The sequence below is a fragment of the Terrisporobacter vanillatitrophus genome, assembly GCF_051148895.1.
In the GTDB taxonomy this organism is placed as follows: domain Bacteria; phylum Bacillota; class Clostridia; order Peptostreptococcales; family Peptostreptococcaceae; genus Terrisporobacter; species Terrisporobacter vanillatitrophus.
In genome coordinates this window covers 2,652,044-2,675,276 of sequence record NZ_CP154625.1, presented here as the reverse complement: position 1 = coordinate 2,675,276, position 23,233 = coordinate 2,652,044, and the positions used below count along the sequence as shown (strand labels likewise).

Genomic DNA, 23,233 nt, shown 5'->3' with positions numbered 1-23,233 from the left:
GAAGGTAGGGCTTTCAGTTCTACCTTTTTACATAACATAAAGATGTTAACTTTATGTAAAATAATAAAGAATTTATGGCAATTTATTCTAAATTAAATGTAATTATAATATACTAGAAATATATTATTAAAACGAATTAATCCACAGGGGAGTAGTTCCGCAGTATATGCGAGGTAAATCAACATCTTGGCTGAGAATTCAGTCTGGTTTATCTTAATGAATGAGACTTGTGTATAGATTTCTCTATACATAGGTCTCATTTTTTATATTCATAATAATAAAAAGGAGGTAATAAAATGAGAGAATACTTGATTAGTTACAAAAAAATATTAAATTCATTAGGCTCTAGTTTTGAAGGAATAAACGAAGAGGAAAGTAAGATTAGATTAAAAGAAAATGGATTAAATAAGCTTGAAGAAGGCAAAAATACTCCAATAATTGTGAAATTTTTAAAAGAATTAACTAATCCAATGACGATTATTCTTATTTTAGCTGCCATAATATCAGGTATAACAGCAGCTTATGCCAATGAGTCTTTTGCAGATGTTTTTATAATATTAGCAGTAGTAATAATCAATGGAATACTTGGAGTGTATCAAGAAAATAAATCAGAAAAAGCTATAGAAGCTTTGCAAAATATGACTGCATCAACATGTAAAGTAATAAGAAATAATAAACAATTAATAATTAAAAGTGAAGAGGTTGTTCTAGGAGATATAATTTTATTAGAAGCAGGAGATGCAGTACCAGCAGACGGAAGAATCATAGAAACTGCCAGTTTAAAAATTGAAGAAGCTGCCTTAACAGGAGAATCTTTAGCAGTTACAAAGAATAATGACACATTGTCATTATCATCTGGTGAAAAAGATATATCTTTAGGTGATAGAAAAAATATGGTATACATGGGAAGTTCAGTTGTTTATGGTCGTGGTAGAGCTGTAATAACAGCTACAGGAATGAATACAGAAATGGGAAAAATAGCCCATGTACTTTCTAATACAAAAGAAAGTCAAACTCCTTTACAAGTTAAACTGAGCCAACTTAGTAAAACTCTTAGTTTTTTAGTTATAGGAATATGTATTTTTATATTTTTATTTACCCTTGGAAAATCCTATCCTGATTTAAATGGCGAAGTACTTATAGATACATTTATGGTTGCTGTAAGTTTAGCAGTGGCAGCCATACCAGAAGGCTTAGCTACAGTGGTTACAATAGTTTTAGCTATTGGAGTTACAAATATGTCTAAGAAAAGTGCTATTATAAGAAAACTAACGGCAGTAGAAACTTTAGGGTGTGCTCAAATTATTTGTTCAGACAAAACAGGAACTTTAACACAAAATAAGATGACTGTTGTTAAATATTATGGATATGATGAAAAACTTTTGGCTAAATCCATGGCACTTTGTAGTGATGCCACACTAGATGAAGACAGTAAAAAAGCTATGGGCGAACCTACAGAATGTGCTTTAGTCAATTATGCATACAAATTAGGATTAAATAAAAATGATTTAGTAAAAACTGAAATTCGTGTTAAGGAACTACCTTTTGATTCAAATAGAAAAATGATGACTACTATTCATAAAAACAAAGATAACTATGTTCAATACACAAAAGGAGCCCCTGATGTAATATTAAAACGTTGTAATAAGATATTTATAAATAATAAAGTAGAAGAATTAAGTGAAGAGATTAGAAATGAAATAATTAAAGAAAATAAAGATATGGCGGATAAAGCTCTTCGAGTTTTATGTTCTGCTATAAGATATTATGAAGAAGTACCAAGAGAGATTGCTAGCGAAACATTAGAAAATAACCTTATATTTGTAGGTCTTACAGGAATGATAGATCCAGTAAGAGAAGAAGTAGTAGATGCTATAAAAGAATGTAATAGTGCAGGAATTAGACCTATTATGATTACAGGAGATCACAAAGATACGGCAGTTGCTATAGCCATAGAGTTAGGAATAATAAAAGATAGTAGTGAAGCTATAACAGGTGCAATGCTTAATGAAATTAGTGATGAAGAGTTTGAAAAGAATATAGAAAAATACTCAGTATATGCTAGGGTTCAGCCAGAACATAAAGTTAGAATAGTAAATACATGGAAGAAAAAAGGAAAAATTTCTGCCATGACAGGAGATGGAGTAAATGATGCTCCAGCCATAAAAATCGCTGATATAGGTGTGGGAATGGGTATAACTGGTACAGATGTTACTAAAAACGTATCAGATATGGTTCTTGCTGATGATAATTTTGCTACTATAGTTCATGCAGTAGAAGAGGGTAGAAGAATTTATGACAATATTAGAAAATCCATTCAGTTTTTATTATCATCTAACTTAAGTGAAGTTGTAGCTATATTCTTTGCAACTTTAGTAGGTTTTGTTATTTTAAAACCTGTTCATTTATTATGGATTAACTTAATTACTGATTGTTTTCCAGCTTTAGCTCTTGGAACAGAAAAAGCAGAAGATGGCATAATGAAAAGATCGCCTAGAGATTCAAAAGAAAGCATATTTGCTGGTAGGGTAAATATTGATATAATATGGCAAGGATTTATGATAGCCATAATTACTATAGTCGCTTATGTAGTTGGCCACTATATGGAAAGCGGAATATGGGAGTTTGTGAATAGTGCAGACGGAATGACAATGGCATTTTTAACTATGTCAATGGCAGAAATATTTCACTCATTTAATCTTCGTTCTAGAAGAAGTTCTATATTTACTATAAAATCTCAAAATAAGTTTTTATGGGGTGCAATGATATTGTCACTTTTACTTACTCTTGCAGTAATTTATATACCATTTTTGTCAAATGCTTTTGGATTGGAAAGTATATCAATTATAGAATATGGTGTATCCCTTTTGATATCATTTACAGTAATACCTATAGTAGAATTAGTTAAGTTTTTCCAAAGAAGATATGAAGTAAAATAATTATAAAAAGGAACTGTATAGTACAGTTCCTTATTTATGCATTTATAATTTATCAATATATTCAAAAGCTAGTAATACTTTTTCTAAATCTTTCTCTTTTGGAATTCTTAGTCTTGCATAATTTTCACCTAAATCTATATAGGCACAGCCATTTACTACATCAATATTAAACTTGGCAAATTCTTTTTCAAGATTTATACTTGGATTTTTGTGGTGCAATAAAAAAATGGAAACTGTTTTGTCAGTGTGTGAGATTATGAGGTTTTTCCATGACTTAAAAAAATAAGATTTAATTTTTTTATTTATATATAGAGTTTCCTTTATAAAATTATTATCATTTAATGCGATAGAAGCCATTTGGCGACCAATTTCATTTATACAATAAGGATTAGAAATTTTATTTATAAGATCATATAAATTATTTGGGACTATCATATAACCAGCTCTAGTTCCTGCTAAAGCAAAAAATTTAGAAAATGTTTTAAGTATAATTACATTATCATATTTGTTTATTAAGTTTGTGGCGGAATTTTCTGTATTCATATAATCACCATAGGCTTCGTCAACTACAACGACTATGTCATGATTTTTTGCAACTTTAATTATTTTTTCAATTTGTTTTAGTGAAATAATTTGACCTGTGGGATTATTGGGATTATCTAAATATATTAATTTGTAAGTATTATTTATAAGTTTAATAAATTCATCTTCGTTAAAGAGATGGTTATTTTCCTCTTTTAGAGTATAGTAATTAAAATTTCCTCCATGCATTTTAACATCCATGGCATATTCAGGAAATTGAGGAGTACATCCTAAAACATTATCATTGGGTTTCAAAAATAATTTATTAGATAAATATATTCCATTAATAGAACCTTCAGTTAATATAATATTATTAAAATTTAAGTCAATCTTACTACTCCAATAATTCTTTATAGATTCTTTAAGATGATTTCCACGAGGATAATTTTTTAAGGTAGAGTAGTTCAATTTATTAAAAGCATCCTTAACATTTGATGAAAAAGTAATATTATTTATGCCATCGTAGCAATCTATGTATGTTTGTGATAAATCTTCTTCTTTTGCATAAGATAAAAAAGTTTCTTCCATAACATACTTGTTAATTTTATAATTCAAATATTAACCTCCTTTTTATTTACCATCCATTTATAAAAATATAAGCATCATCACTGATTTTTCCTCTTATAAAATCATTAATAGAATTTTCTAATATTTCAATAGATTTATCTAATTGTGTTTTAGTAATAACTAAAGGTGGCTGAATTCGAAGAGTATTTTCACCTAAAGATATAAGTAGTAGACCATTTTTGATGCATTGATAGCATATTTTCTTTGTAGCAAGTTTATGGGGTAAGTCAACGCCTATAGATAAGCCTAAACCACGTACATCTTTTATAATATTAGGATACTTATCTTTTAAGTAATTTAATTTGTCCATTAAATAGGAACCCTTTTCTTTAGTTTGTTCAATTATATTATCTCGCTCAAATATTTCAATCATTTTTAAGGCTGCAACACACACAGTAGCATTTCCCGAAAGCGTAAAAGCATGAGCAGGAGCGCTTAAACATTCCATAATTTCATTTTTACCAATTACCATTCCTAAAGGTAGGCCTCCACCACAAGATTTTCCCATAACAATTAAGTCAGGTTCAATATTGAAATGTTCTATAGAAAACCAATAGCCACATCTACCTAAGCTTTGTTGAATCTCATCAACTACAAATAATATATTGTTCTCTTGACATAATTTATAGAGGTTAGTTACATATTTTATTGGAGGAACAATAATACCAGAATCACCAGCGATGGGTTCGAAAAATACAGCAGCTACTTCATCAGCAGGTAAATACATTTGAAAAGCATTCTTTATTTCTTCCAAACACTCCAGATTACATTCAGCTTCATTTTTACCATAGGGACATTTGATACAAATAGGATAGCTAAAATGATAAATATCAGGTAAAAGAGAACCTATCTTTTTTCTCATATTTAAGCTTATGGCAGAAATTGAAAGAGATCCATAAGTACTTCCATGATAAGCTCCATGAAATGATATGATTTTATTTCTACCAGTATATCCTTTTGATAATTTTATAGCTGCATCTATAGACTCTGAGCCATTAGTACTATAAAGAACTTTTTTATTGTTATCTCCAGGAACTAAGTTTATTATTTTTTCTGCAAGAATTACTGGCGCTTCACAAGTGAAATAAGCAATAGTATATTGTGTAATTTTGTCCATTTGATTTTTTACAGCTTGGATAATTTCTTTATTACCATGGCCTATATTTGCAGAAGAAGCACTTGATAGAAAGTCTATATATTCATTTCCATCATAGTCATATAGTAAAGCTCCTTTTCCACTTTTTATAGCTATTGGACAATAAGGTAGTTTTTGAATACTTGATAAAACCTTTTTTTCTCTCTCACAAATATCTTTATTAGTAAGATTCATTGTATTTTCACCCCTAACAAATTAAACATATATAATAATAACATATTACATAAATCATAATTCTTTATATTTATAAAAGTCAATAACATATTAAAACTTCCATATGATTATATGGAAGTTTTAATATGTTACAAATATAATTTATTTTAAGAGCTCACTTTCTATTGATGAATAAATTTTCTTCATCATAGAATTAAATTCATTAGTACTATTCATATAATTTATTACAAGAGGATCACTGAAAAAATTAATATATTCTTTATCGAGTTTGGATACCCTTTTATTTGCATCATCAATTTTATATCTAGAGTAAATTTGATTTTTTTTATTTAAATATGCATCTAGATGTCTTTTTAAAGACTTATTTCTTTCAAGTTCCTCTTTACATCTATTCATTGTTTTAAATTCTTTAGTACCTTTAATATAATAAGCAAGTTCTTTAGCTTTTTGATTTATATCCATAAAAATATCCTCCTTTAGGGCTATATTATATTTTATAAGCTTAAAAGAAGATATAGAATAAGTTTTAATTAATATTTAGATTTTTTTATCAAATTGAAGTTAAATCATTTAAAAACATTTCAAACATAACTCCTTGATTTCGATCATTTTCGTATTTATAAGTATAAGAAACACATTTGTATATAAAATCAGATGCTGTTTTTACTGCAAAATCTAAGTCGTAATTATTTGTTATAAGTCCGCATATTATTGAAACAAAAATATCACCAGTACCACTATAAGAACATTTATTATATTTAAGACCATATGTAAAGGATTTATCAGTTTTTCTATCATAAGATAAGTTATAAATCATTTCATTCCTAATTATACCAGTTATGATTACTTTTTCAGGACCTAAATTACTTAAATCTTTAGCTATATTTACAATTTCCTTTTCACTAAAATCTTTTTTAAATTGCTTACTTAATAATAGACAAGCTTCAGTAATATTTGGTGTAATTAGATTTGAATGCATAACTAAATTTTTCATCTCAACACATGTTTTTTCATTAAATATGGGATATAATACACCATCATCACCAAGAACTGGATCAACAATAACAAAAGACTGAGGGTTCTCTTTAATAAAATTACTTACAATATCTATTTGATCTATTGAACCCAAAAACCCACTACATATGGTATTTATTTCTAAATTTAAATTTTTCCAAGTATTTGAGTATTTTTTCATTTCATCAGTCAAATCTAAAAAGGTATATTCACTAAAACCAGTTTGGCTCGATAAAATAGCTGTAGGAAATGGACAGCATTGTACTTTTAAAGCTGATAATATGGGAATTGCTACAGTAAGAGAGCATTTTCCAATACCAGATAAATCATTTATGGCAGCTACTTTTTTTAACATCTATAAACCTCCATTTTAAAACATTAAAATTATCATATAATTTTATATTACTATAAAAAATAAAAAATTGTTAATCTTTTAAATATTAATTAGAAAATAAAAAGCGTACTAATACAATTTTATCTATAAATTTGCAAATAATCCTAAAATTATTTATAACTATTTGGACATACTAAAATTAAATTAAAAATTCATGTACTTTTTATTAGGAGGTGTAATGCTTGAAGGTAGCCCAAAATAAGTATATTAAGTATATGTTATTTACTTTATCCTTGGTTTTATTTTTTGCATTGATTAATTATAAGGCTAATAATCTATGTAAGGAAGAAACATTAATAAGAGAAGCTTATAATAATGATGAGCATCCAAAGGAAATAAGTGAACAATATACCTTACTTTTGGAGAATCTTTTTGATTATAGAAACAAAGCAATCTTAGATAAAAATGAAGATATATTAAAAGAACTTTATGATACTGATATTAAGTTTGGCCTTTGGGCATATGAGCAAGAAGTGAAAAAAATGAAGTACTTGGAAAATTGGTCAAGTAAACAAGGAGTAAATTTTAACAATATAAAAACAAAAGTTAAAATAAAAAAGATGAGAGAAAGAGAAAAAAATCTATATGGTATTATTTGTGATGTATCTACAGAATATAAATATTCTTATGAAAATGATCCAGACAAAATAAATATGTTTAGAATAGGTACATATCATTACCTTCATGTAAAAATAAAAGGTGGAAATTATATAATTGTAAAGGAATGGTATACAGACCCTTTTGCTGATTCTTTAAATTTAGAAAATATTAAATCTGATGATATAAAAAACTGCATTATAAATCATGAACAAATTCATCCACAGTTAACAAAAGAGCAAGAAAAAGCTATACAGTATGCACATAGATACTGCGGAGCTGCTGCAGATGAAGAGTTTGGACTAAAGTTTAATACAAAGTATCGTGATTTTAATGGTGATGGTGGAGATTGTGCCAATTTTGCATCACAAATAATGTATGAGAGTGGTAGATTTAAGAAAAATGAGATTTGGAATTATGCCAATGGTAGTGCAACAAAAGCTTGGGTAAATGCACAAGGATTTAAAAATTATATAGTAAACAGTGGAAGAGGAAGTTATATTTCTAAAGGAAATTATGAGGAAGTATATAGAGAGGCTTACAACTTAAGACCTGGAGATTTTGTTGGATATGAAAAAAAAGGAAGAATAACTCATGTATCTACTGTTACAGGATTTGACTCAAAAGGATATCCTTTAGTAACTTGCCATAATACAGATAGGCTATTAGTTCCATGGGATTTAGGATGGAGCGATAAGGCTATTAAATTTCATTTAATTAAAGTAAATTACTAAAAATATAATTATATAATAAAAAATTTATAAAAATAGTATAGAAACAAATTAGTTTGACAAAACTATGTATATATGTTAAAGTTAGGTTAAAGTTGCATTTTTAAGCAGCTAAATTAAAGTGTGTTTTTAGGAGGATTTAATTAAATGAAAACTGGTGTAGTAAAATGGTTTAACAATGAAAAAGGATTTGGATTTATATCTGTAGAAGGTGGAGATGATGTATTCGTACACTTCTCAGCTATACAAGGTGATGGATACAAATCATTAGAAGAAGGACAAAACGTAGAATTCGACGTAGTTGAAGGTGCAAAAGGTCCTCAAGCTGCTAACGTAGTAAGAATATAATTAAAATTCATATATATTAGTATTAATTAGTAACGAAATATTAGTAATATCTAGTCATATGTGAAAGAAAAGCCACCTACTAAAGTGGCTTTTTTTCTGTATGAATTAAATTATTTTAACTAACTTATTATCGTCTATTAAAGTAAAGTTATACTTGTTGATTAATAGATCGTATAACTCTTTGTCATTGTATTTGAAAAACTTATTTAAACATTCTTCTAAATCATCTTCTAATTTATCAAACTCATCGTAATAAGAAAGATTAATAGCAAAGGATTCCATTTCTTTTCTTAACTTATTCATATCTACAAAAGATAAAGCATAAGAAAAATCTAATTTCTTATTTATAATCATTTCTTTGACAGACTTAACTAAAACATTATTTTTATAAGGTATAATAATAATATTTTCATTTTTAAAAGTTTCAGCTTTATTAATTAAATTGTTATATAATGTATCAATGTTTTTATCTACATAATAATGAAAGTCCTTACGACTAAATTCATTATTTAAATCTTTAATAAAAGTTTCATTAGTAAAATTTTTCCAAAGTACTGTAGAAAAACTATTATGAGTATGGTCTTTTAACGGTTGACCGTATTCATTATAAAGTAGAGGATAAGTAAGGTTATGTTTTTTTGAAATAGTCTCTCTTAAAAGATATCCTTTAAATCCTTCTGGTATTAAATTTATAATATAATCATCTAAATCGCTACCTAAATAAACTTCCTTTGACTTTATTAAAGATTTCACTTCATTTAAATTCATATTTTTTAATTTAGACAAATCTTCTTTTATAAGTATTTGATAAATTTTTTCGTTATATATTTTATATAAGTAATCCTTTAATTCGAATTGATAATTCATTTTATGCCTCCTAAAAAATTAATAATATATTTATACCCTTTAGATTGAATTTGAAAATATAAATTTTAATTATGAGTCAAGTATGATAAAATTAATATTAAGGGAAATCCTTTTATAATTAGCTAGTTAATTTTGGAGGTGTAATGTTAATGAATATATTGTTTTTCTTAACACCAAAAAGTGAAGTGGCTTTTATTTATGAAGACTATACATTGAGACAAACTCTAGAAAAGATGGAGTATCATAAATATTCATCTATACCTATATTGACTCGTGAAGGGAAATATGTAGGAACTATAACAGAAGGCGACTTATTGTGGACATTAAAAGATAATTTTCAAGAGAAGACACTAGACTTTAAAGCATTGGAAGATATGCCGATTAGTACAATAAAAAGAAGAAAGGACAATGCGCCAGTATCTGTAGAAGCAAATATTGAAGATCTAATATCAAAGGCTAGAAATCAAAACTTTGTTCCAGTAATTGACGACCATAAGACTTTTATTGGAATAATAAAACGAAAAGAGATTATTGAATATTGTTACGATAAAATACATAAAACTGTAAAAATATAAAAATGGTTTTAGAAAATAGATAAATTCTAATATGGAGTTTATCTATTTTTTTATTTGAATATGTATATTTAGAAAATTTTTTAGTTTAATTCCATCAAGTACAGTTATGTGGTGTAAAATAATATACAAAAAACAACATATAATGGGAAATTATGTATACACCCATATTTTATGATGATATAATTGACTTTAAGGGGGGGTGTTGATTTTATGAAAGAAGATACTTTAAACTTTAATAAAATTGGCCTGAAGTTAAATAAGATTGACATGGACATATTAAGGCTATTGGCAAATGATTGTAGAATTTCTTATGCAGAAATAGCAAGGGAAGTACATCTATCTCGTATGGCTGTAAGAGAGCGAGTTATGAAAATGACAGAAGAAGGAATAATTGAAAAATTTACAGTACAGGTTAACTCGCCTAAAGTAGGACTTAATACAGCTGTATTTTTACAAATATCTGCAGCACCAAGTGAAATTGATTTTGTTGCAAATGAGCTTTGCAAACATCCACAAATAGAATCAGTATATACTACAACGGGGAAAAATGAATTACATGTTCATGGATATGTTAAAGATTTTCAAGAACTAAATAATTTTATATTTGAGGAAATATATAAAATTAAAGGTGTGACAGAAGTTAATTTTAATTTAATTACTAAAAAATATAAAAGTAATGGAATATTTATATAATTAAAAACAGCTCTTAGATTATCTAAGAGCTGTTTTATTAATTAGTTATTCATATATTCAACTGCGTTAGGGAATGAAGATTTAACTTCGTTTAATTTTTGTTGATAAACTTCACCTTGTTTTTGGTATAATAAAGTTTTTCCTACTTCTTCAGCAACTTCATCATACTCAGGAAGAATACCTTCTTTTCTGTCTTCTAATTTAATTAAGTGATATCCGAATTGAGTTTTAACAGGTGCACTTATCTCACCTGTATTCATATTGAATACAGCTTCCTCAAATTCTGGAACCATTTGTCCTCTTCCAAAAGATCCTAAGTCTCCACCAGCATCTTTTGATGGGCAAGAAGAATGTTCTTTAGCTGCATCTTCAAATGATACTTCACCAGTATTTATTTTACCTAATATATCATTAGCTTTTTCTTCAGTATCAACTAATATATGTTTAGCTGAAGCAGTTTCTGGTTTAGAGAAGCTTTGCTTTTGAGCTTCAAAGAAAGCTATTTTTTCTTCTTCAGTTAATTTAACACTAGTTAATATTTTGTTTATAACATATTGTTTTAATACATTTTCTTCTACTCTTTTCATTTCATTTCTGAATTCTTCATCTTGGTCTATTTTATTATCTTTTGCATACATGTATAGTAATTCTTGATTTACTAAATCATCTAATACATATTTTTGACCTTCTTCAGTTTGAAATTGTTGTGCTTGGAAAGGATCTAGTCCTTGGATTGCACTTTGAACGTCTAAGTTAGATATTTCTTTTTCTCCGACTTTAGCTAATATTTTCTTTTCCATATTATTAGTTACTCCTTTGTACCCTTAAAATTTTATAATAACTTTCAGTATAAATAATACCAAAAAATATATAATATGTCTAATATTTCCTCATGTAAGTATATGGTAATTAATAGCATATACTTATGACTAATAATAATACTGCACTAATCATACCTACTACACATTCTTCTATTTTGTGATTATAAACATTTTTAAAAGAAATGTAGAAGTAGATAAAAATAGATAATAACTTTAACCACATTAATGTTATATTAGTAGGATATAGCAGAAAAGAAGCTAATGTTAATATAAAAGAGATTAATGTGGAAATTCTATAGTATATTACTATATTATCTAAAAATTTATATTTTATTTGCAAAATTCCAATATTTATTATGTATATTATTGCCAGAACTGTAAAGATTAAAAAAGAATTTCTTTCGATGTAAATATTTGGAATGAAAATCCATTTATATATTATTATGGGCCAAAAAATAAGAGTTAGGCCTCTAAAATAAATCTCTAAATAATATTCTCTTTTCAAAGTTATACTCCTTTCATATGAGTAGTATTTTACTATTACTATTTACCTCAATTTTACTTCCTAAACATTAAATTATATAAAGATAAATAATTACAATATCATTATAGCATTTTTTTTATCATAAATTATTATGGGGGTGAGGAAAATGTATAGATATTATACTCATGGTGTCTGTGCAAAATCTATTTTATTAAATATAGAAGAGGATATTTTATTAGATGTTGTATTTGATGGAGGATGTGATGGATCATTAATAGCTTTAAAACATTTTGTTGAAGGAAGACATATTGATGAAATAATTGACCAACTTGAATATATACCATGTAGAAATAAGAATACGTCTTGTCCAGATCAACTTGCAAAGGCACTGAAGATTTATAGAGACTATGTGCTTAATAAAGATTAGACAATAATAAAAAACTTCTACTATTTTTAGTAGAAGTTTTTTATATGTATTAATTATTAATTAATATTATTGCTTTGTAACTAGTATAGCTATTTTGTAATCTGGATTGTAGCTTATTTGTACAAGTTGATTTTTCTTAATATTTTCTAAATCTTCTCCACCATAGGCGATTTGTAATTTAACAGGCATTTTACCTTGTTTTATAATTGCAACATATTCCTTTTTACCTTTTTTCTCAACTTTTATTAAGTTACCAACATAAGGTTTAAAAGCTTGATACTTTTTACTTGCATTTCTCATGTAGAAGAAAGTACCAATTGCTATTGCTATGTTTATTGCAAAAGCATACCAACCATTAATTCTTAGTGCAGCAAAGGCTATAATAACTACAACCATAGCAACTATTGGAAGTATAGCTTTTTTTAAAAGGATTTTCCCCATTATTTCGTTGGCTCTTTTTTCTGGGCCGCTCATTGTTTTAGATCTTGCAAATGATTCGGCAAATTTTTGTCTTATGCTCATTTCAATCCTCCTGTTTCCTTAATAGAATTTAATCTATTTATCTTTGATACTTGAAACAAATATTATATTTATATTATTAACAAAATATCTATTAAAATTTATATTCAAGGTTATCAAAATATAATAACTATTTTAACATAAAAAGTATAAAAAGAAAATAAATGAGATAGGAAAAGATTTTTTAAAATAATAATAATTTTATTGAATGGAAAAAAATTTGAAATCTAATTAATATAACTATGATAATATTAACTATATATAGATATTTTATGGATGTAGAAAATAAGGGGAGATGATGGTGAAAAATTTTTCATCATCATCAAGGATATTAAAATCCATATCACTAAGATTATCTTTACATTAATTATAAATAAGCAATTCGAATTTAATGTAAATTTATTATGAAAAAATAAGGGGGATTTGTTATGAAAAAATTTGATTTAAATCTAATTGGAGAAGAGGCGCAAAACTACTTTAAAAATGAAAATTTATCATGTTCAGAATCAGTATTAAAAGCAATAGTGAGTAATTTTGATATGAACGTAGATGATAGTATAGTTAGAGTTGCTTCGGGGTTTTCTGGAGGCATAGGAGGATGTGGATGCATTTGTGGTACATTATCAGCAGCCAATATATCAATAGGTTTATTATTTGGAAGAAGTGAAGGAAATGACCCAAGGATAAAAAAAGCAAAAGAACTAAGTAAAAATATTTACGACGTATTTATAGAAAAAAATAATTCTACATGTTGTAAGGAAATTACTAAGGGGTTAGAACCAGAAAGTGAAGAAAAATTGAATAAATGCTGTAATATTATTGGTGAAGTTGCTAAGGACACCGCAAAAATAATAGCAGATGAATTAAAAATTGAATATTAATAATAATTTGAATTATAGTTATTTTTTATAAAGCCTTAATAATGGTTATTGATTTATAAAATAGAAAATAAAGAAAATATTTTAATTATTTTCTATTTGTGTATAATATATAATTATAATAAAAAATTATTATTAAGGAGTGTCATCAAATGGAAGAGTTATATAAAATGATAGAAGATAAAATATATGCATCAGGATATAAAGGGCAAATAAGTGGAGAGGCAATTTATGATGAAATATGTGATGAAATAGAAGATAAAGAAGAAGGCAGTTACATATTTATGAGTAAAAAAGAAGATGATGTAATATATGAGTACAAAATAGATGTAATGGAAGAACAATTTAATTTATCTTATTTAGATATAAAAGCAAATGGACAAACATATCACATAGATTTTGATAATTAACAAAAATGTTACAAAATAAATTTGAAAAGTTACAACATAATGAAAATTATGTTGTATTTTTTTATTAATAAGTATGCATATTTCAACGATTTTAAGGGAAAAATAATAAATTTACATTAAATAACAGTTAAAAATCTAATGAAAAGATGTTAGAATACTAATCACAGGGGTAACCTGTACACATAAGGTTACAAAAAAGTTACAAAATTAGAAAATAGGACGGTGGCTAGTATGAATAAAAAATTTAAAACATTATTGACAGCTGGATTAATTACTGTAATGGCAGGGTCTAGTATAGTATCATCAAGTGCTCTATGTAAAAAAGCAATTGATGATTATAAAACAAAAGGAGCAATATACCTTAATATAAATGGCAAAAATTATAAGATACCTTTAGGACTAAATAATAAACCATCACAAGAAAAAGATTCTTCAACAGAAAAAAACAATGCTAATACAGGAAACAATAATAGTCAAAGTAATAACAACACTAATACAGGAAACAATAATAGTCAAAGTAATAACAATACTAATACTAATACAGAAAATAATAATAATCAAAGTAAAAACAATACTAATACAGAAAACAATAATAATCAAAGTAATAACAACACTAATACAGGAAACAATAATAACACAAAGGATAATGTAGCTGAAAAGCCAAGTACTGACAATAGTACATCGAACAATAATCAAAGTACAACAGAATCTTTCTCAAGTTTCCAAAAAGAAGTAACTAGACTTGTAAACGTGGAAAGAAGTAAAAGAGGTTTAAGTGAATTATCTTTCAATACTCAATTATCTAATGTGGCAACATTAAAATCACAAGATATGATAAATAAAAATTACTTTAGCCATACTTCACCAACTTATGGTTCACCATTTGATATGATGAAGCAATTTAATATAAGCTATAGAACAGCAGGAGAAAATATAGCTATGGGGCAAAAAACTCCAGCTGAAGTTGTAAATGCTTGGATGAATTCTCAAGGACATAGAGAAAATATATTAAATTCAAACTTTACAGACATAGGTGTGGGAGTAGCCAAAAGTTCAAATGGGACTTTATATTGGACACAAATGTTTATAGGTAAATAATAAATAATTAAAAGGGTTGTGTAATAAACAATTAAATATTGTTATAACACAGCCCTTTTTTTAAAATGAAGTTTTTTCTACAGGAAATCTAAGAATGGTTCTTAATTTTTCAGATGAAGTTCTTCGAGGATCTGATAAATAAATTTCGTGATGTTTTCTAATATTACTTGTAACATTTACTAAATTGTTTTCTTCCATGTATTTCTCGATTTTGGTAATAGTTCTTAGTTCCTCATCATAAGAGCCAATATGCATAGACTGCACACAAAGTCCTTCATTAAAAATTTCAAATCTAGCTTTTGAAAAATCTAAATTAGGTTTTTTATTTCTACACTCATCTAAAGCCCAATTAAAAATATCCTCATTTACAAAGTTGGGTTGGGCAATCATAGAAGTCCATAGCCATTTGTCTTTGCTTACATTAAAGTCAAGCTTATCATTCTCTAAATACCACAAACCTTCTAAAGGAGGAATTACATACTCATAATAGCCATTAATATGCTTACCTCCTTTTTTACTCATTTTAATAGTATAAGTAATAGAGTATAAAATTTGCATAGCATTTTGGTAGTTTTCTCCTGTTGGTTTTCCTCTACCATCTATCATAATATAATTTAAAGGTGGAACATTTATTAATATTGGTTTTTGTCTTGATGAATACAAGTTTTTATACTCTTTTTTAAAATCATACTTTTCAATCATAAGTCCTCCTTATGTATTACTTAAAAAAATTAGATAAATAATAAAATCTACTAAGTAAATAATAGTTAGATTACTTATTATTGTCAAGTTTATAAAAATAAAAGAGTATCATTAAAACTATTTAATAATACTCTAAAAATTATTTAATAATGATAAGGTAATATTTTACCGCAAGCAATTTTATTCCCAGATATACCAGATGGTTGAGATGTAAAATCATCGCGATCTTCATGAAGAACAATAGACCCTTCTAAGATGTCTATTACACGAAAATTATTTGTAAAAACAGACAAAATACCAACGCCATTAGCAGATAAAATTGGTGGCAAATCACCAGCATGAAAAGGATGCTTATTATTACCTGGATTAAAATGATCCCCTGTAGATGGGAAAGGATTTTCAGATGTTCCAAGAGTACAATCTCCTACTTCATGTATATGGAAACCGTGAAATTTTGTAGGTTCACCCTTGGAATTAGTATTAGGTATTCCTATAATATATGCTTTAATATATACACCTTTATCTAATTGATAAAAAAGCACTTCCCCTCTTAAGGATGGATTATTTTCATTACCTTGAATTTTTGCTAAAGCCGTAGGGTAGTTAGGTCGATAAGATGAAAAAACTTTAGTCATCTCATTATTTATTATTGGAAACTCCATATTTAACCCCCTTATACTTAAAATTATATAAAGTATTTTATGATTTTTGAAAATAAATTGTTACAATATAAATAGGTAAAATATTAGGGAGGGCAATAAATGGATATAAATGAAATAAAATTGAAGTGGAGATTAAAATATCAGGATAAAGAAGCTAACATAAACTTATGGGATGAAAAGGCAGATCATTTTGGAAATTATATAATTCCAACTATGAAAAATGATAAATTTATAAAACTTTTAAAAGATGAAAATTTAATAAAAGATGATTTTAAAGTACTAGATGTAGGCTGTGGAGGAGGAAAATATACTCTTGCGTTATCTAAAGAATGCAACCATATATATGGAATGGATTTATCACCAAAAATGATAGATTATTCTAATGAGAATAAAAGAAAGCTTAATATTAATAATGCTTCTTTTATTTGTGATGATTGGCATGAACTTAATATGAAAGAATCAAATTTATATAAAAAATTTGATTTAGTTTTTGCATCTATGACACCTGCTATACAGAGTGCATCTACCCTTGAAAAAATGAATGAAGCTAGTAAAAAGTACTGTATACTAAGGAGTAATATAAAAAGAAAAGACTCTGTTTATGATAAACTAGGCGAAATTTTTGATATTGGAGGAGATGAAAAAAATTTAAATTTTTTATATGCTCTAAATATGTTATTTTTACAAGGTTATATGCCCAAAATTAATTATGAAGAAAAAACTTGGTTTTATAAGGAACCTTTACAAAAAGCCTTTAGTACCTATATAAAAAAAATAAAGACTATTAAAAAAATTAATGAGGATGAGGAAAATAAAATAAAACAATTTTTAAATGATATAAGCCATAATGGGTATATAGAAGAAGAGATAAATTCTACTATAGCTACTCTTATATGGAGTGTAGAGTAGAAGGAGGAATTAAATTGAAAAGATTAAGTATTTTAATTATATCACTATGTTTATTATTTAGTGTAGGATGTAATAACAAAGAAAGTAAGGAAGAAGTGGTTGAAGAAGGTAAAAGTACGCCATCTGTAAATTTAATAATTATAAGTGATAGTAAGTACTTTACAGAAAGTGAATTTATAGATGAAAAAAATAAAGATGATGGATATTACAAACAAAGTTACAAATATGAAGATATTAAATTTACTTTAGAAAGAATGAAGCATAAAGAATATTCAGATTTCCCAGTATACATAGAGAATAAGGATATATTTGACTTGAAACATAATAATAAAAGTATAAATGATGAAATGAGTATGAATTTATCTTATCCAGCTCTTAAAGCCACATATAAGACTAAAATAGATGGCAAAGAAGTTTTCAATGAAGATATATTAATTTCCACAGAACAATGGGATTTTCTCCTACATTTAGAAACAAATATAGGGAATTATAATAACAACGCCAGTATAATAGATAGCATAGTAAAAAGTATAAAAATTGAGGAAGTTAGTTAGGAGAAGTAAATTGATATATTACTTAATAATAATAAATTTAATTGGATTTTTTATAATGAATATAGACAAGAAAAAAGCTATAAATAATGCTTACAGAATACCAGAAAAGAACTTGTTTTTTATATGCATTATAGGAGGAAGTCTAGGGCTGCTAATAGGAATGTACAAGTTTCATCACAAGACTAAACACAATAAATTTGTATATGGTGTTCCATTATTGCTAATATCTAATATAATAATGATATACAATATAATGAAAATACTATAAATTGTTATATAAATTAGATACGAAAAATCAAAATTACAAAAATAAAAAGGTAGCTATTTTGAAAATATAATGTTATAATAAATATTGTAGAAATACACAGTAAGTCAAGAAAAGCTTGATGTAGGTTTATAGGAGATTCCAAAATGAATAACGGAACAGTAAAATGGTTTAACAACGAAAAAGGATTCGGATTTATATCTGTAGAAGGTGGAGATGATGTATTCGCTCATTTCACAGCTATACAAGGTGATGGATTCAAATCATTAGAAGAAGGTCAAAAAGTAAGCTTTGATATAGTTGAAGGTGCTAAAGGTCTTCAAGCAGCTAACATAACTATATTATAATATATTTGTCAGAATGCTTTTAAGATCCCTGCGGGGATCTTTTTTTAATGGAAAAATAGAGGTATATTATTTAAATTAATTAAAATAAATATTAATAAATAACAATATGGAAATGGAAAAATTTTTGCAAAGTAATTATGAAAATATATAGAAAGATAGTATGATTTTAATATAATACTTCATTTTTAAAATGGGAGGTAGATTAATGAAAAAAAAATATGTAATTGCCCTTGATCAAGGAACAACAAGTTCTAGAGCGGTAATTTTTAATAAACAAGGTGAGATAGTATCTGTATCTCAAAAGGAGTTTAGTCAAATATTCCCACAGTCAGGATGGGTAGAACATGATCCTATGGAAATTTGGGGATGTCAAAGTGGTGTTATGAGGGAAGCGATAGAAACTGCATCAATAGATCCAAAAGAAATAGCTGCCATAGGAATAACAAATCAAAGAGAAACTACAATAGTATGGGATAAAAATACAGGAAAACCGATTTATAACGCTATTGTATGGCAATGTAGAAGAACCTCAAAGATTTGTGATGAATTGAAGGAAAAAAATTTAGAACAGGTTATAAGAGACAAGACTGGTCTTATAATAGATGCATATTTTTCTGCAACAAAAGTTAAATGGATATTAGACAATGTAAAAGATGCTAGACAAAAAGCTGAAAGAGGAGATCTTTTATTTGGAACAGTAGATACTTGGATAATATGGAAGTTAACAAATAAAAAAGTTCATGTTACAGATTACTCCAATGCTTCTAGAACTATGATGTTTAACATAAATGAATTAAAATGGGATGGAGATATACTAAAAGAGCTTGATATTCCATTAAGTATGCTTCCTGAAGTTAGACCATCTAGTTACATATATGGTAATACAGATATGAAAATACTAGGAGAAGAAGTACCTATTGCAGGTTGTGCAGGAGATCAACAAGCAGCATTATTTGGACAAACTTGTTTTGAAGAAGGTAGTGCTAAAAATACTTATGGAACAGGATGCTTCTTATTAATGAATACAGGAAACAAATTAGTTAAATCAAAAAATGGATTATTAACTACAATTGCATGGGGTATAGAAGGGAGTGTAACTTATGCCTTAGAAGGAAGTATATTTATGGGTGGTGCATCTATTCAATGGCTTAGAGATGAACTTCGTATGTTAAAGAATGCTTCTGATAGTGAGGATTATGCAAATAAAGTAAAGGATACAAATGGTGTATATGTGGTACCAGCTTTTACAGGTCTTGGTGCGCCTTATTGGGATATGTATGCAAGGGGAACTATACTTGGCCTTAGTAGAGGGGCTAAAAAAGAGCATATAATTAGAGCAACTTTAGAATCTATAGCTTATCAAACTAAGGATATGCTTTCTGCCATGGAAGAAGACTCTAAAATATTATTAAAAGACTTAAGAGTTGATGGTGGTGCTAGTAAAAATAATTTCTTAATGCAGTTTCAATCAGATATTTTAAATGTAAATATAAATAGACCTAAAATTGTAGAGACAACGGCTCTTGGTGCAGCATACTTAGCAGGATTAGCAGTAGGTTTTTATGATGATCTTAGTAGTATAAAAAATAATTGTAAGTTAGATAAGCATTTTACACCAATTATGGAAGAGGAGAAAAGAAAAAAACTATACAAAGGATGGAAAAAGTCTGTATCTAGAGCGCTTGATTGGGCTAGAGAAGACGAAGAATAATAAGAAGGCATAATGAAGATTGCAAACTTCATATGCCTTTATGAATAGTAAATTTCCAAGTTAAAAATTAATCGTATAAGAAAGTTGGCACTGAGTTGTAAATATATCTATCGCCAACAACTAATAAGATATCTTTTTCCATAAATACTATATAAGGTCCTGGAGAAATAATTAATTCATCTCCTCTTTTTATTGCAACAATGGTAGCACCAGTATTTTGCCAAAATTTAGTTTCGGCTGCTGTCTTTCCAATAAATTTACAGTGAGCTTCTACAGTAAATTGTATTGGGACTAGCGGATTAATAACTTCTAATCTATCAGAATAATCTAATATTTTATTTAATGTAAGAATTATATCGTTATCAATTCTTGATTTATCTTCAAGTAATCTATATAAGTTACTTTTATAAGAAGATATATTTGTAATATCTTCATATTTTTTTATAAAAGATAATGCATTATTTGAAGATAATACTATTACACCCTTACCTTTTATACTTTCAACTATGTCGATATCTTCTAATAGCTTTATTGCCCTTCTTATTGTCTCTGGAGAAACATTATATTTTCCAGCAAGTATAGAACGACCATAAAGAGTACTACCTTCTTTTACGTCCCCAGTATGTATCTTATTTGCTAAATCTAATGCTATTTTTTGATATATAGGAATGGTATATTTTTCTTTCATTTATTCACCTTCTACTTTAAAATTGTAAAATATAAAATAATATCACTATTAATATTGTATATATAATTTAGAAATATGCAATATGCTATCATAAAAAATATGAATATATATAAATATAAATGTCATGAAATGGGTATAAAAAGTTGACTATTGTATTTTTCTTTTCTACATTCTCATTAATTACAGCTTTACAAAGGTTTCTTATGGTCTATGAGTCAATGTTAGATATGCAATTTATTTATTTAATATCATCAGGAGTATTTGCTAGCCTTAGTGTTGTAGGTAACTTTATAATCTTTGCTACAGTTATATATATTTTTTTATATAACAAAAGACAAGATTAGTTAAGAAAATAATCTAAATATGAAAAATGTATATTATAATTATTTATAGAGGTAATTTATTTTTCTAATAAAGGGGATTGTTAAATGAATAAAGTTAAATTAGCTATAATTGGAGCAGGTGTAAGAGGTAGATATACTTATGGTGAATTTATAAAAAATAATAATGATATGTGTGAAGTTGTAGCAGTTGTAGAAAGTAAAATAGGAAGAAGACAAAAATTTAAAGAAATGTTTAATTTGTCTGAGGATAAAGTCTTTGAAGATATAAATGATTTTTTTCAAAAAGAAAAAATAGCAGATGCAGTTATAGTGTGTAGTAATGATAATACGCATTTTTATATAGCTGCGGCTGCTTTAGAAAAAGGCTATGATGTTTTAGTGGAAGGCCCTGTGGCTAATAACTTAGATAAATTAGTTCATTTAAAAGATGTATGTGAAAATAACAAAGATAGAGTTTTTATGGTTGTAATGCCTTATAGATATTCAAATTTATTCTTGAAGCTTAAAGAAATAATAGCAAGTAAAGAGATGGGAAGCTTAATTAATATTAATTATAATTCTTATATAGGGTACGAAAAATTCGTACATAATTTTGTAAGAGGAAATTGGAGACTGGATAGTGATACAGCTCCACTTATTTTAACAAATAGCTGTTATGATTTAGATATACTTGAATTCTTAACAAATTCACAATGTGAAAAGATTTCTTCTTTTGGCCAACTTAATCACTTTACAAGAAAAAATCTACAAATGAATATGAGTGAATTATGTATAAGATGTAGCAAAGATGAAGAATGCCCTTATTGCGCTCAAAGAATTTATTTAAATAATGAAGAAATGAGCAAGGCAGTACATATAAATCCAACTAAGGAAAATTTAAAGGATATATTAAAAGAAGGACAATATGGGCAATGTGTATATTCTTGTGATAATAATGTTTCTGATAATTTAATAAGTATACTTAAATTTAAAAATAATATTACAGCTACACTTAATATTAGTGCATTTACTAAGGAAGAAAATAGAAACATGACACTTATGTTTACTCATGGAGAAATTTATGCAGACTTGCAAGATAACACTATTACTATTAAAAAATTTACAAATGAGAAAGAAGTAGTAATAAAATTTGATAAAGATAATGGTGAAGAACAGCTAATAAAAGATTTTATAAATGAAATAGGAAATAGAAATCTTGATAATTTAAAATCTAGTGTTCTTTCAACAATAAATAGCCACGTTACAGGATTTGCATGTGAGTTTGCAAATGTAAGCGAAACAGTGGTAGATATAGATGAGTTTTGGATCCAATCTTGTGAAATGACTAATGAAATTGAAAAATTAATACTTTTAAATAAATAAAAAAAGTCTATCTTTTGATAGACTTTTTTTATTTATTTAAAAGTAAAACATCAGAATATATTTCGAGTAGATAATAAAGTAAAACAAAGAGAATTTGATTAGCAGGACTTATACTTATTCCTTCTATAAAAAAATCCACAATTCCAACGACTAAACAAGAAAAAGAAGTATATAAAATAAAATCTATGGCCCTTTGTTGAAACCTAGAAATATTGCTTTTAGCTTTAAATAAACCAATTAAAATAGAAGTATAATAATCAGCAGGTATAAGCATAATATAGCAAATTATTAGAAAGATTATAACACTTATATATGAATCATATGTAAATCCTAAAAAAGACAAAAAACCTATTCCAGCTATTGTGTATATAATTATCTCAAAAATTAACATAGTAACCATATAGAGAATAAAAGA

At 26.7% G+C, this 23,233-nt stretch carries 26 protein-coding genes; 15 read left to right on the top strand and 11 right to left on the bottom strand.

Annotated elements, in window-relative coordinates; all coding sequences use genetic code 11:
- The first annotated feature begins 296 nt into the window (after positions 1–296).
- Positions 297–2,939 carry a calcium-translocating P-type ATPase, PMCA-type gene (locus tag TVTCOM_RS13330; RefSeq protein WP_434796761.1) on the top strand — a complete coding sequence of 881 codons (2,643 nt, stop codon included), beginning with the start codon at positions 297–299 and terminating at the stop codon, positions 2,937–2,939.
- A 42-nt stretch (positions 2,940–2,981) separates the two neighbouring features.
- On the opposite strand, the gene TVTCOM_RS13325 is transcribed toward TVTCOM_RS13330, so the two are convergent.
- The 4 genes from TVTCOM_RS13325 to TVTCOM_RS13310 all read right to left on the bottom strand — a co-directional run bounded on the left by TVTCOM_RS13325 (position 2,982) and on the right by TVTCOM_RS13310 (position 6,787).
- Positions 2,982–4,076 (bottom strand): pyridoxal phosphate-dependent aminotransferase, encoded by a 1,095-nt coding sequence (locus tag TVTCOM_RS13325; RefSeq protein ID WP_434796760.1) that lies wholly within the window; start codon positions 4,074–4,076, stop codon positions 2,982–2,984.
- Between the two features lie 19 nt (positions 4,077–4,095).
- Complete coding sequence (locus TVTCOM_RS13320; RefSeq protein WP_434796759.1) at positions 4,096–5,418, bottom strand: aminotransferase class III-fold pyridoxal phosphate-dependent enzyme; 1,323 nt, start codon at positions 5,416–5,418, stop codon at positions 4,096–4,098.
- Positions 5,419–5,559: 141 nt separating this feature from the next.
- Positions 5,560–5,880: a YlbF family regulator gene (locus tag TVTCOM_RS13315; protein ID WP_434796758.1), complete on the bottom strand. Its 321-nt coding sequence runs from the start codon at positions 5,878–5,880 to the stop codon at positions 5,560–5,562.
- 88 nt (positions 5,881–5,968) lie between these two features.
- Positions 5,969–6,787: a pyridoxamine kinase gene (locus tag TVTCOM_RS13310; protein ID WP_434796757.1), complete on the bottom strand. Its 819-nt coding sequence runs from the start codon at positions 6,785–6,787 to the stop codon at positions 5,969–5,971.
- 221 nt (positions 6,788–7,008) lie between these two features.
- Between TVTCOM_RS13310 and TVTCOM_RS13305 the strand changes: the two genes are divergently transcribed.
- Together TVTCOM_RS13305 and TVTCOM_RS13300 are read left to right on the top strand one after the other, a co-directional pair.
- Entirely contained in the window at positions 7,009–8,157 is a 1,149-nt protein-coding gene (locus TVTCOM_RS13305; protein WP_434796756.1) for an amidase domain-containing protein, read from the top strand.
- Between the two features lie 144 nt (positions 8,158–8,301).
- Positions 8,302–8,502 (top strand): cold-shock protein, encoded by a 201-nt coding sequence (locus TVTCOM_RS13300; RefSeq protein ID WP_434796755.1) that lies wholly within the window; start codon positions 8,302–8,304, stop codon positions 8,500–8,502.
- 105 nt (positions 8,503–8,607) lie between these two features.
- On the opposite strand, the gene TVTCOM_RS13295 is transcribed toward TVTCOM_RS13300, so the two are convergent.
- Positions 8,608–9,369: a hypothetical protein gene (locus tag TVTCOM_RS13295; protein WP_434796754.1), complete on the bottom strand. Its 762-nt coding sequence runs from the start codon at positions 9,367–9,369 to the stop codon at positions 8,608–8,610.
- A 149-nt stretch (positions 9,370–9,518) separates the two neighbouring features.
- Here TVTCOM_RS13295 and TVTCOM_RS13290 point away from each other — a divergent pair, with 149 nt between their 5' ends.
- Complete coding sequence (locus TVTCOM_RS13290) at positions 9,519–9,944, top strand: CBS domain-containing protein (RefSeq protein WP_434796753.1); 426 nt, start codon at positions 9,519–9,521, stop codon at positions 9,942–9,944.
- A gap of 210 nt (positions 9,945–10,154) precedes the next feature.
- Positions 10,155–10,637, top strand: coding sequence for an Lrp/AsnC family transcriptional regulator (locus tag TVTCOM_RS13285; protein ID WP_434796752.1), 483 nt, complete (start codon positions 10,155–10,157; stop codon positions 10,635–10,637).
- A gap of 41 nt (positions 10,638–10,678) precedes the next feature.
- Here TVTCOM_RS13285 and TVTCOM_RS13280 read toward each other — a convergent pair whose 3' ends face one another.
- Positions 10,679–11,437 carry a peptidylprolyl isomerase gene (locus TVTCOM_RS13280; RefSeq protein WP_434796751.1) on the bottom strand — a complete coding sequence of 253 codons (759 nt, stop codon included), beginning with the start codon at positions 11,435–11,437 and terminating at the stop codon, positions 10,679–10,681.
- 671 nt (positions 11,438–12,108) lie between these two features.
- On the opposite strand from TVTCOM_RS13280, the gene TVTCOM_RS13275 reads away from it, so the two are divergent.
- Positions 12,109–12,369 carry a TIGR03905 family TSCPD domain-containing protein gene (locus TVTCOM_RS13275; protein ID WP_434796750.1) on the top strand — a complete coding sequence of 87 codons (261 nt, stop codon included), beginning with the start codon at positions 12,109–12,111 and terminating at the stop codon, positions 12,367–12,369.
- 66 nt (positions 12,370–12,435) lie between these two features.
- On the opposite strand, the gene TVTCOM_RS13270 is transcribed toward TVTCOM_RS13275, so the two are convergent.
- Positions 12,436–12,891 (bottom strand): hypothetical protein, encoded by a 456-nt coding sequence (locus tag TVTCOM_RS13270; protein WP_434796749.1) that lies wholly within the window; start codon positions 12,889–12,891, stop codon positions 12,436–12,438.
- A gap of 425 nt (positions 12,892–13,316) precedes the next feature.
- Between TVTCOM_RS13270 and TVTCOM_RS13265 the strand changes: the two genes are divergently transcribed.
- The 3 genes from TVTCOM_RS13265 (at position 13,317) to TVTCOM_RS13255 (ending at position 15,274) form a co-directional block, all read left to right on the top strand.
- Positions 13,317–13,769, top strand: a complete 453-nt coding sequence (locus tag TVTCOM_RS13265; protein WP_434796748.1) for a C-GCAxxG-C-C family (seleno)protein — start codon at positions 13,317–13,319, stop codon at positions 13,767–13,769.
- Positions 13,770–13,918: 149 nt separating this feature from the next.
- Positions 13,919–14,176, top strand: coding sequence for a hypothetical protein (locus TVTCOM_RS13260; RefSeq protein WP_434796747.1), 258 nt, complete (start codon positions 13,919–13,921; stop codon positions 14,174–14,176).
- A gap of 231 nt (positions 14,177–14,407) precedes the next feature.
- On the top strand, positions 14,408–15,274 hold the full coding sequence (locus TVTCOM_RS13255) for a CAP domain-containing protein (RefSeq protein WP_434796746.1): 867 nt from the start codon (positions 14,408–14,410) through the stop codon (positions 15,272–15,274).
- A 60-nt stretch (positions 15,275–15,334) separates the two neighbouring features.
- Here TVTCOM_RS13255 and TVTCOM_RS13250 read toward each other — a convergent pair whose 3' ends face one another.
- On the bottom strand, positions 15,335–15,976 hold the full coding sequence (locus tag TVTCOM_RS13250; RefSeq protein ID WP_434796745.1) for a GyrI-like domain-containing protein: 642 nt from the start codon (positions 15,974–15,976) through the stop codon (positions 15,335–15,337).
- 143 nt (positions 15,977–16,119) lie between these two features.
- On the bottom strand, positions 16,120–16,638 hold the full coding sequence (locus tag TVTCOM_RS13245) for a superoxide dismutase family protein (protein ID WP_434796744.1): 519 nt from the start codon (positions 16,636–16,638) through the stop codon (positions 16,120–16,122).
- A 99-nt stretch (positions 16,639–16,737) separates the two neighbouring features.
- Here TVTCOM_RS13245 and TVTCOM_RS13240 point away from each other — a divergent pair, with 99 nt between their 5' ends.
- The 5 genes from TVTCOM_RS13240 to glpK all read left to right on the top strand — a co-directional run bounded on the left by TVTCOM_RS13240 (position 16,738) and on the right by glpK (position 20,424).
- Positions 16,738–17,547 carry a class I SAM-dependent methyltransferase gene (locus TVTCOM_RS13240; RefSeq protein WP_434796743.1) on the top strand — a complete coding sequence of 270 codons (810 nt, stop codon included), beginning with the start codon at positions 16,738–16,740 and terminating at the stop codon, positions 17,545–17,547.
- Positions 17,548–17,561: 14 nt separating this feature from the next.
- Positions 17,562–18,101: a hypothetical protein gene (locus tag TVTCOM_RS13235; RefSeq protein WP_434796742.1), complete on the top strand. Its 540-nt coding sequence runs from the start codon at positions 17,562–17,564 to the stop codon at positions 18,099–18,101.
- Positions 18,102–18,111: 10 nt separating this feature from the next.
- Positions 18,112–18,369 carry a DUF1294 domain-containing protein gene (locus TVTCOM_RS13230; RefSeq protein WP_434796741.1) on the top strand — a complete coding sequence of 86 codons (258 nt, stop codon included), beginning with the start codon at positions 18,112–18,114 and terminating at the stop codon, positions 18,367–18,369.
- Positions 18,370–18,512: 143 nt separating this feature from the next.
- Positions 18,513–18,713, top strand: a complete 201-nt coding sequence (locus TVTCOM_RS13225) for a cold-shock protein (protein ID WP_018590168.1) — start codon at positions 18,513–18,515, stop codon at positions 18,711–18,713.
- A 205-nt stretch (positions 18,714–18,918) separates the two neighbouring features.
- Positions 18,919–20,424: a glycerol kinase GlpK gene (gene glpK, locus TVTCOM_RS13220; RefSeq protein ID WP_434796740.1), complete on the top strand. Its 1,506-nt coding sequence runs from the start codon at positions 18,919–18,921 to the stop codon at positions 20,422–20,424.
- Positions 20,425–20,491: 67 nt separating this feature from the next.
- Here glpK and TVTCOM_RS13215 read toward each other — a convergent pair whose 3' ends face one another.
- Positions 20,492–21,112 carry a TrkA C-terminal domain-containing protein gene (locus TVTCOM_RS13215; RefSeq protein ID WP_434796739.1) on the bottom strand — a complete coding sequence of 207 codons (621 nt, stop codon included), beginning with the start codon at positions 21,110–21,112 and terminating at the stop codon, positions 20,492–20,494.
- Between the two features lie 428 nt (positions 21,113–21,540).
- Here TVTCOM_RS13215 and TVTCOM_RS13210 point away from each other — a divergent pair, with 428 nt between their 5' ends.
- The gene (locus TVTCOM_RS13210) at positions 21,541–22,818 is read left to right on the top strand and encodes a Gfo/Idh/MocA family protein (protein WP_434796738.1); all 1,278 of its coding nucleotides are present in this window, start codon (positions 21,541–21,543) and stop codon (positions 22,816–22,818) included.
- A 28-nt stretch (positions 22,819–22,846) separates the two neighbouring features.
- Here TVTCOM_RS13210 and TVTCOM_RS13205 read toward each other — a convergent pair whose 3' ends face one another.
- Positions 22,847–23,209, bottom strand: a complete 363-nt coding sequence (locus TVTCOM_RS13205; protein WP_434796737.1) for a YrvL family regulatory protein — start codon at positions 23,207–23,209, stop codon at positions 22,847–22,849.
- Between the last annotated feature and the right edge of the window lie 24 nt (positions 23,210–23,233).

Excerpts from the sequence above, each read along its gene's own strand:
- TVTCOM_RS13300 (WP_434796755.1), top strand. The coding sequence starts at position 8,302 with ATGAAAACTGGTGTAGTAAAATGGTTTAACAATGAAAAAGGATTTGGA.
- TVTCOM_RS13330 (WP_434796761.1), top strand. The coding sequence starts at position 297 with ATGAGAGAATACTTGATTAGTTACAAAAAAATATTAAATTCATTAGGC.
- TVTCOM_RS13210 (WP_434796738.1), top strand. The coding sequence starts at position 21,541 with ATGAATAAAGTTAAATTAGCTATAATTGGAGCAGGTGTAAGAGGTAGA.
- TVTCOM_RS13275 (WP_434796750.1), top strand. The coding sequence starts at position 12,109 with ATGTATAGATATTATACTCATGGTGTCTGTGCAAAATCTATTTTATTA.
- TVTCOM_RS13215 (WP_434796739.1), bottom strand. The coding sequence starts at position 21,112 with ATGAAAGAAAAATATACCATTCCTATATATCAAAAAATAGCATTAGAT.
- TVTCOM_RS13205 (WP_434796737.1), bottom strand. The coding sequence starts at position 23,209 with ATGTTAATTTTTGAGATAATTATATACACAATAGCTGGAATAGGTTTT.
- TVTCOM_RS13290 (WP_434796753.1), top strand. The coding sequence starts at position 9,519 with ATGAATATATTGTTTTTCTTAACACCAAAAAGTGAAGTGGCTTTTATT.
- TVTCOM_RS13255 (WP_434796746.1), top strand. The coding sequence starts at position 14,408 with ATGAATAAAAAATTTAAAACATTATTGACAGCTGGATTAATTACTGTA.
- TVTCOM_RS13245 (WP_434796744.1), bottom strand. The coding sequence starts at position 16,638 with ATGGAGTTTCCAATAATAAATAATGAGATGACTAAAGTTTTTTCATCT.
- TVTCOM_RS13280 (WP_434796751.1), bottom strand. The coding sequence starts at position 11,437 with ATGGAAAAGAAAATATTAGCTAAAGTCGGAGAAAAAGAAATATCTAAC.
- TVTCOM_RS13225 (WP_018590168.1), top strand. The coding sequence starts at position 18,513 with ATGAATAACGGAACAGTAAAATGGTTTAACAACGAAAAAGGATTCGGA.
- TVTCOM_RS13285 (WP_434796752.1), top strand. The coding sequence starts at position 10,155 with ATGAAAGAAGATACTTTAAACTTTAATAAAATTGGCCTGAAGTTAAAT.
- glpK (WP_434796740.1), top strand. The coding sequence starts at position 18,919 with ATGAAAAAAAAATATGTAATTGCCCTTGATCAAGGAACAACAAGTTCT.
- TVTCOM_RS13270 (WP_434796749.1), bottom strand. The coding sequence starts at position 12,891 with ATGAGCATAAGACAAAAATTTGCCGAATCATTTGCAAGATCTAAAACA.
- TVTCOM_RS13310 (WP_434796757.1), bottom strand. The coding sequence starts at position 6,787 with ATGTTAAAAAAAGTAGCTGCCATAAATGATTTATCTGGTATTGGAAAA.
- TVTCOM_RS13250 (WP_434796745.1), bottom strand. The coding sequence starts at position 15,976 with ATGATTGAAAAGTATGATTTTAAAAAAGAGTATAAAAACTTGTATTCA.
- TVTCOM_RS13295 (WP_434796754.1), bottom strand. The coding sequence starts at position 9,369 with ATGAATTATCAATTCGAATTAAAGGATTACTTATATAAAATATATAAC.
- TVTCOM_RS13315 (WP_434796758.1), bottom strand. The coding sequence starts at position 5,880 with ATGGATATAAATCAAAAAGCTAAAGAACTTGCTTATTATATTAAAGGT.
- TVTCOM_RS13265 (WP_434796748.1), top strand. The coding sequence starts at position 13,317 with ATGAAAAAATTTGATTTAAATCTAATTGGAGAAGAGGCGCAAAACTAC.
- TVTCOM_RS13320 (WP_434796759.1), bottom strand. The coding sequence starts at position 5,418 with ATGAATCTTACTAATAAAGATATTTGTGAGAGAGAAAAAAAGGTTTTA.
- TVTCOM_RS13240 (WP_434796743.1), top strand. The coding sequence starts at position 16,738 with ATGGATATAAATGAAATAAAATTGAAGTGGAGATTAAAATATCAGGAT.
- TVTCOM_RS13260 (WP_434796747.1), top strand. The coding sequence starts at position 13,919 with ATGGAAGAGTTATATAAAATGATAGAAGATAAAATATATGCATCAGGA.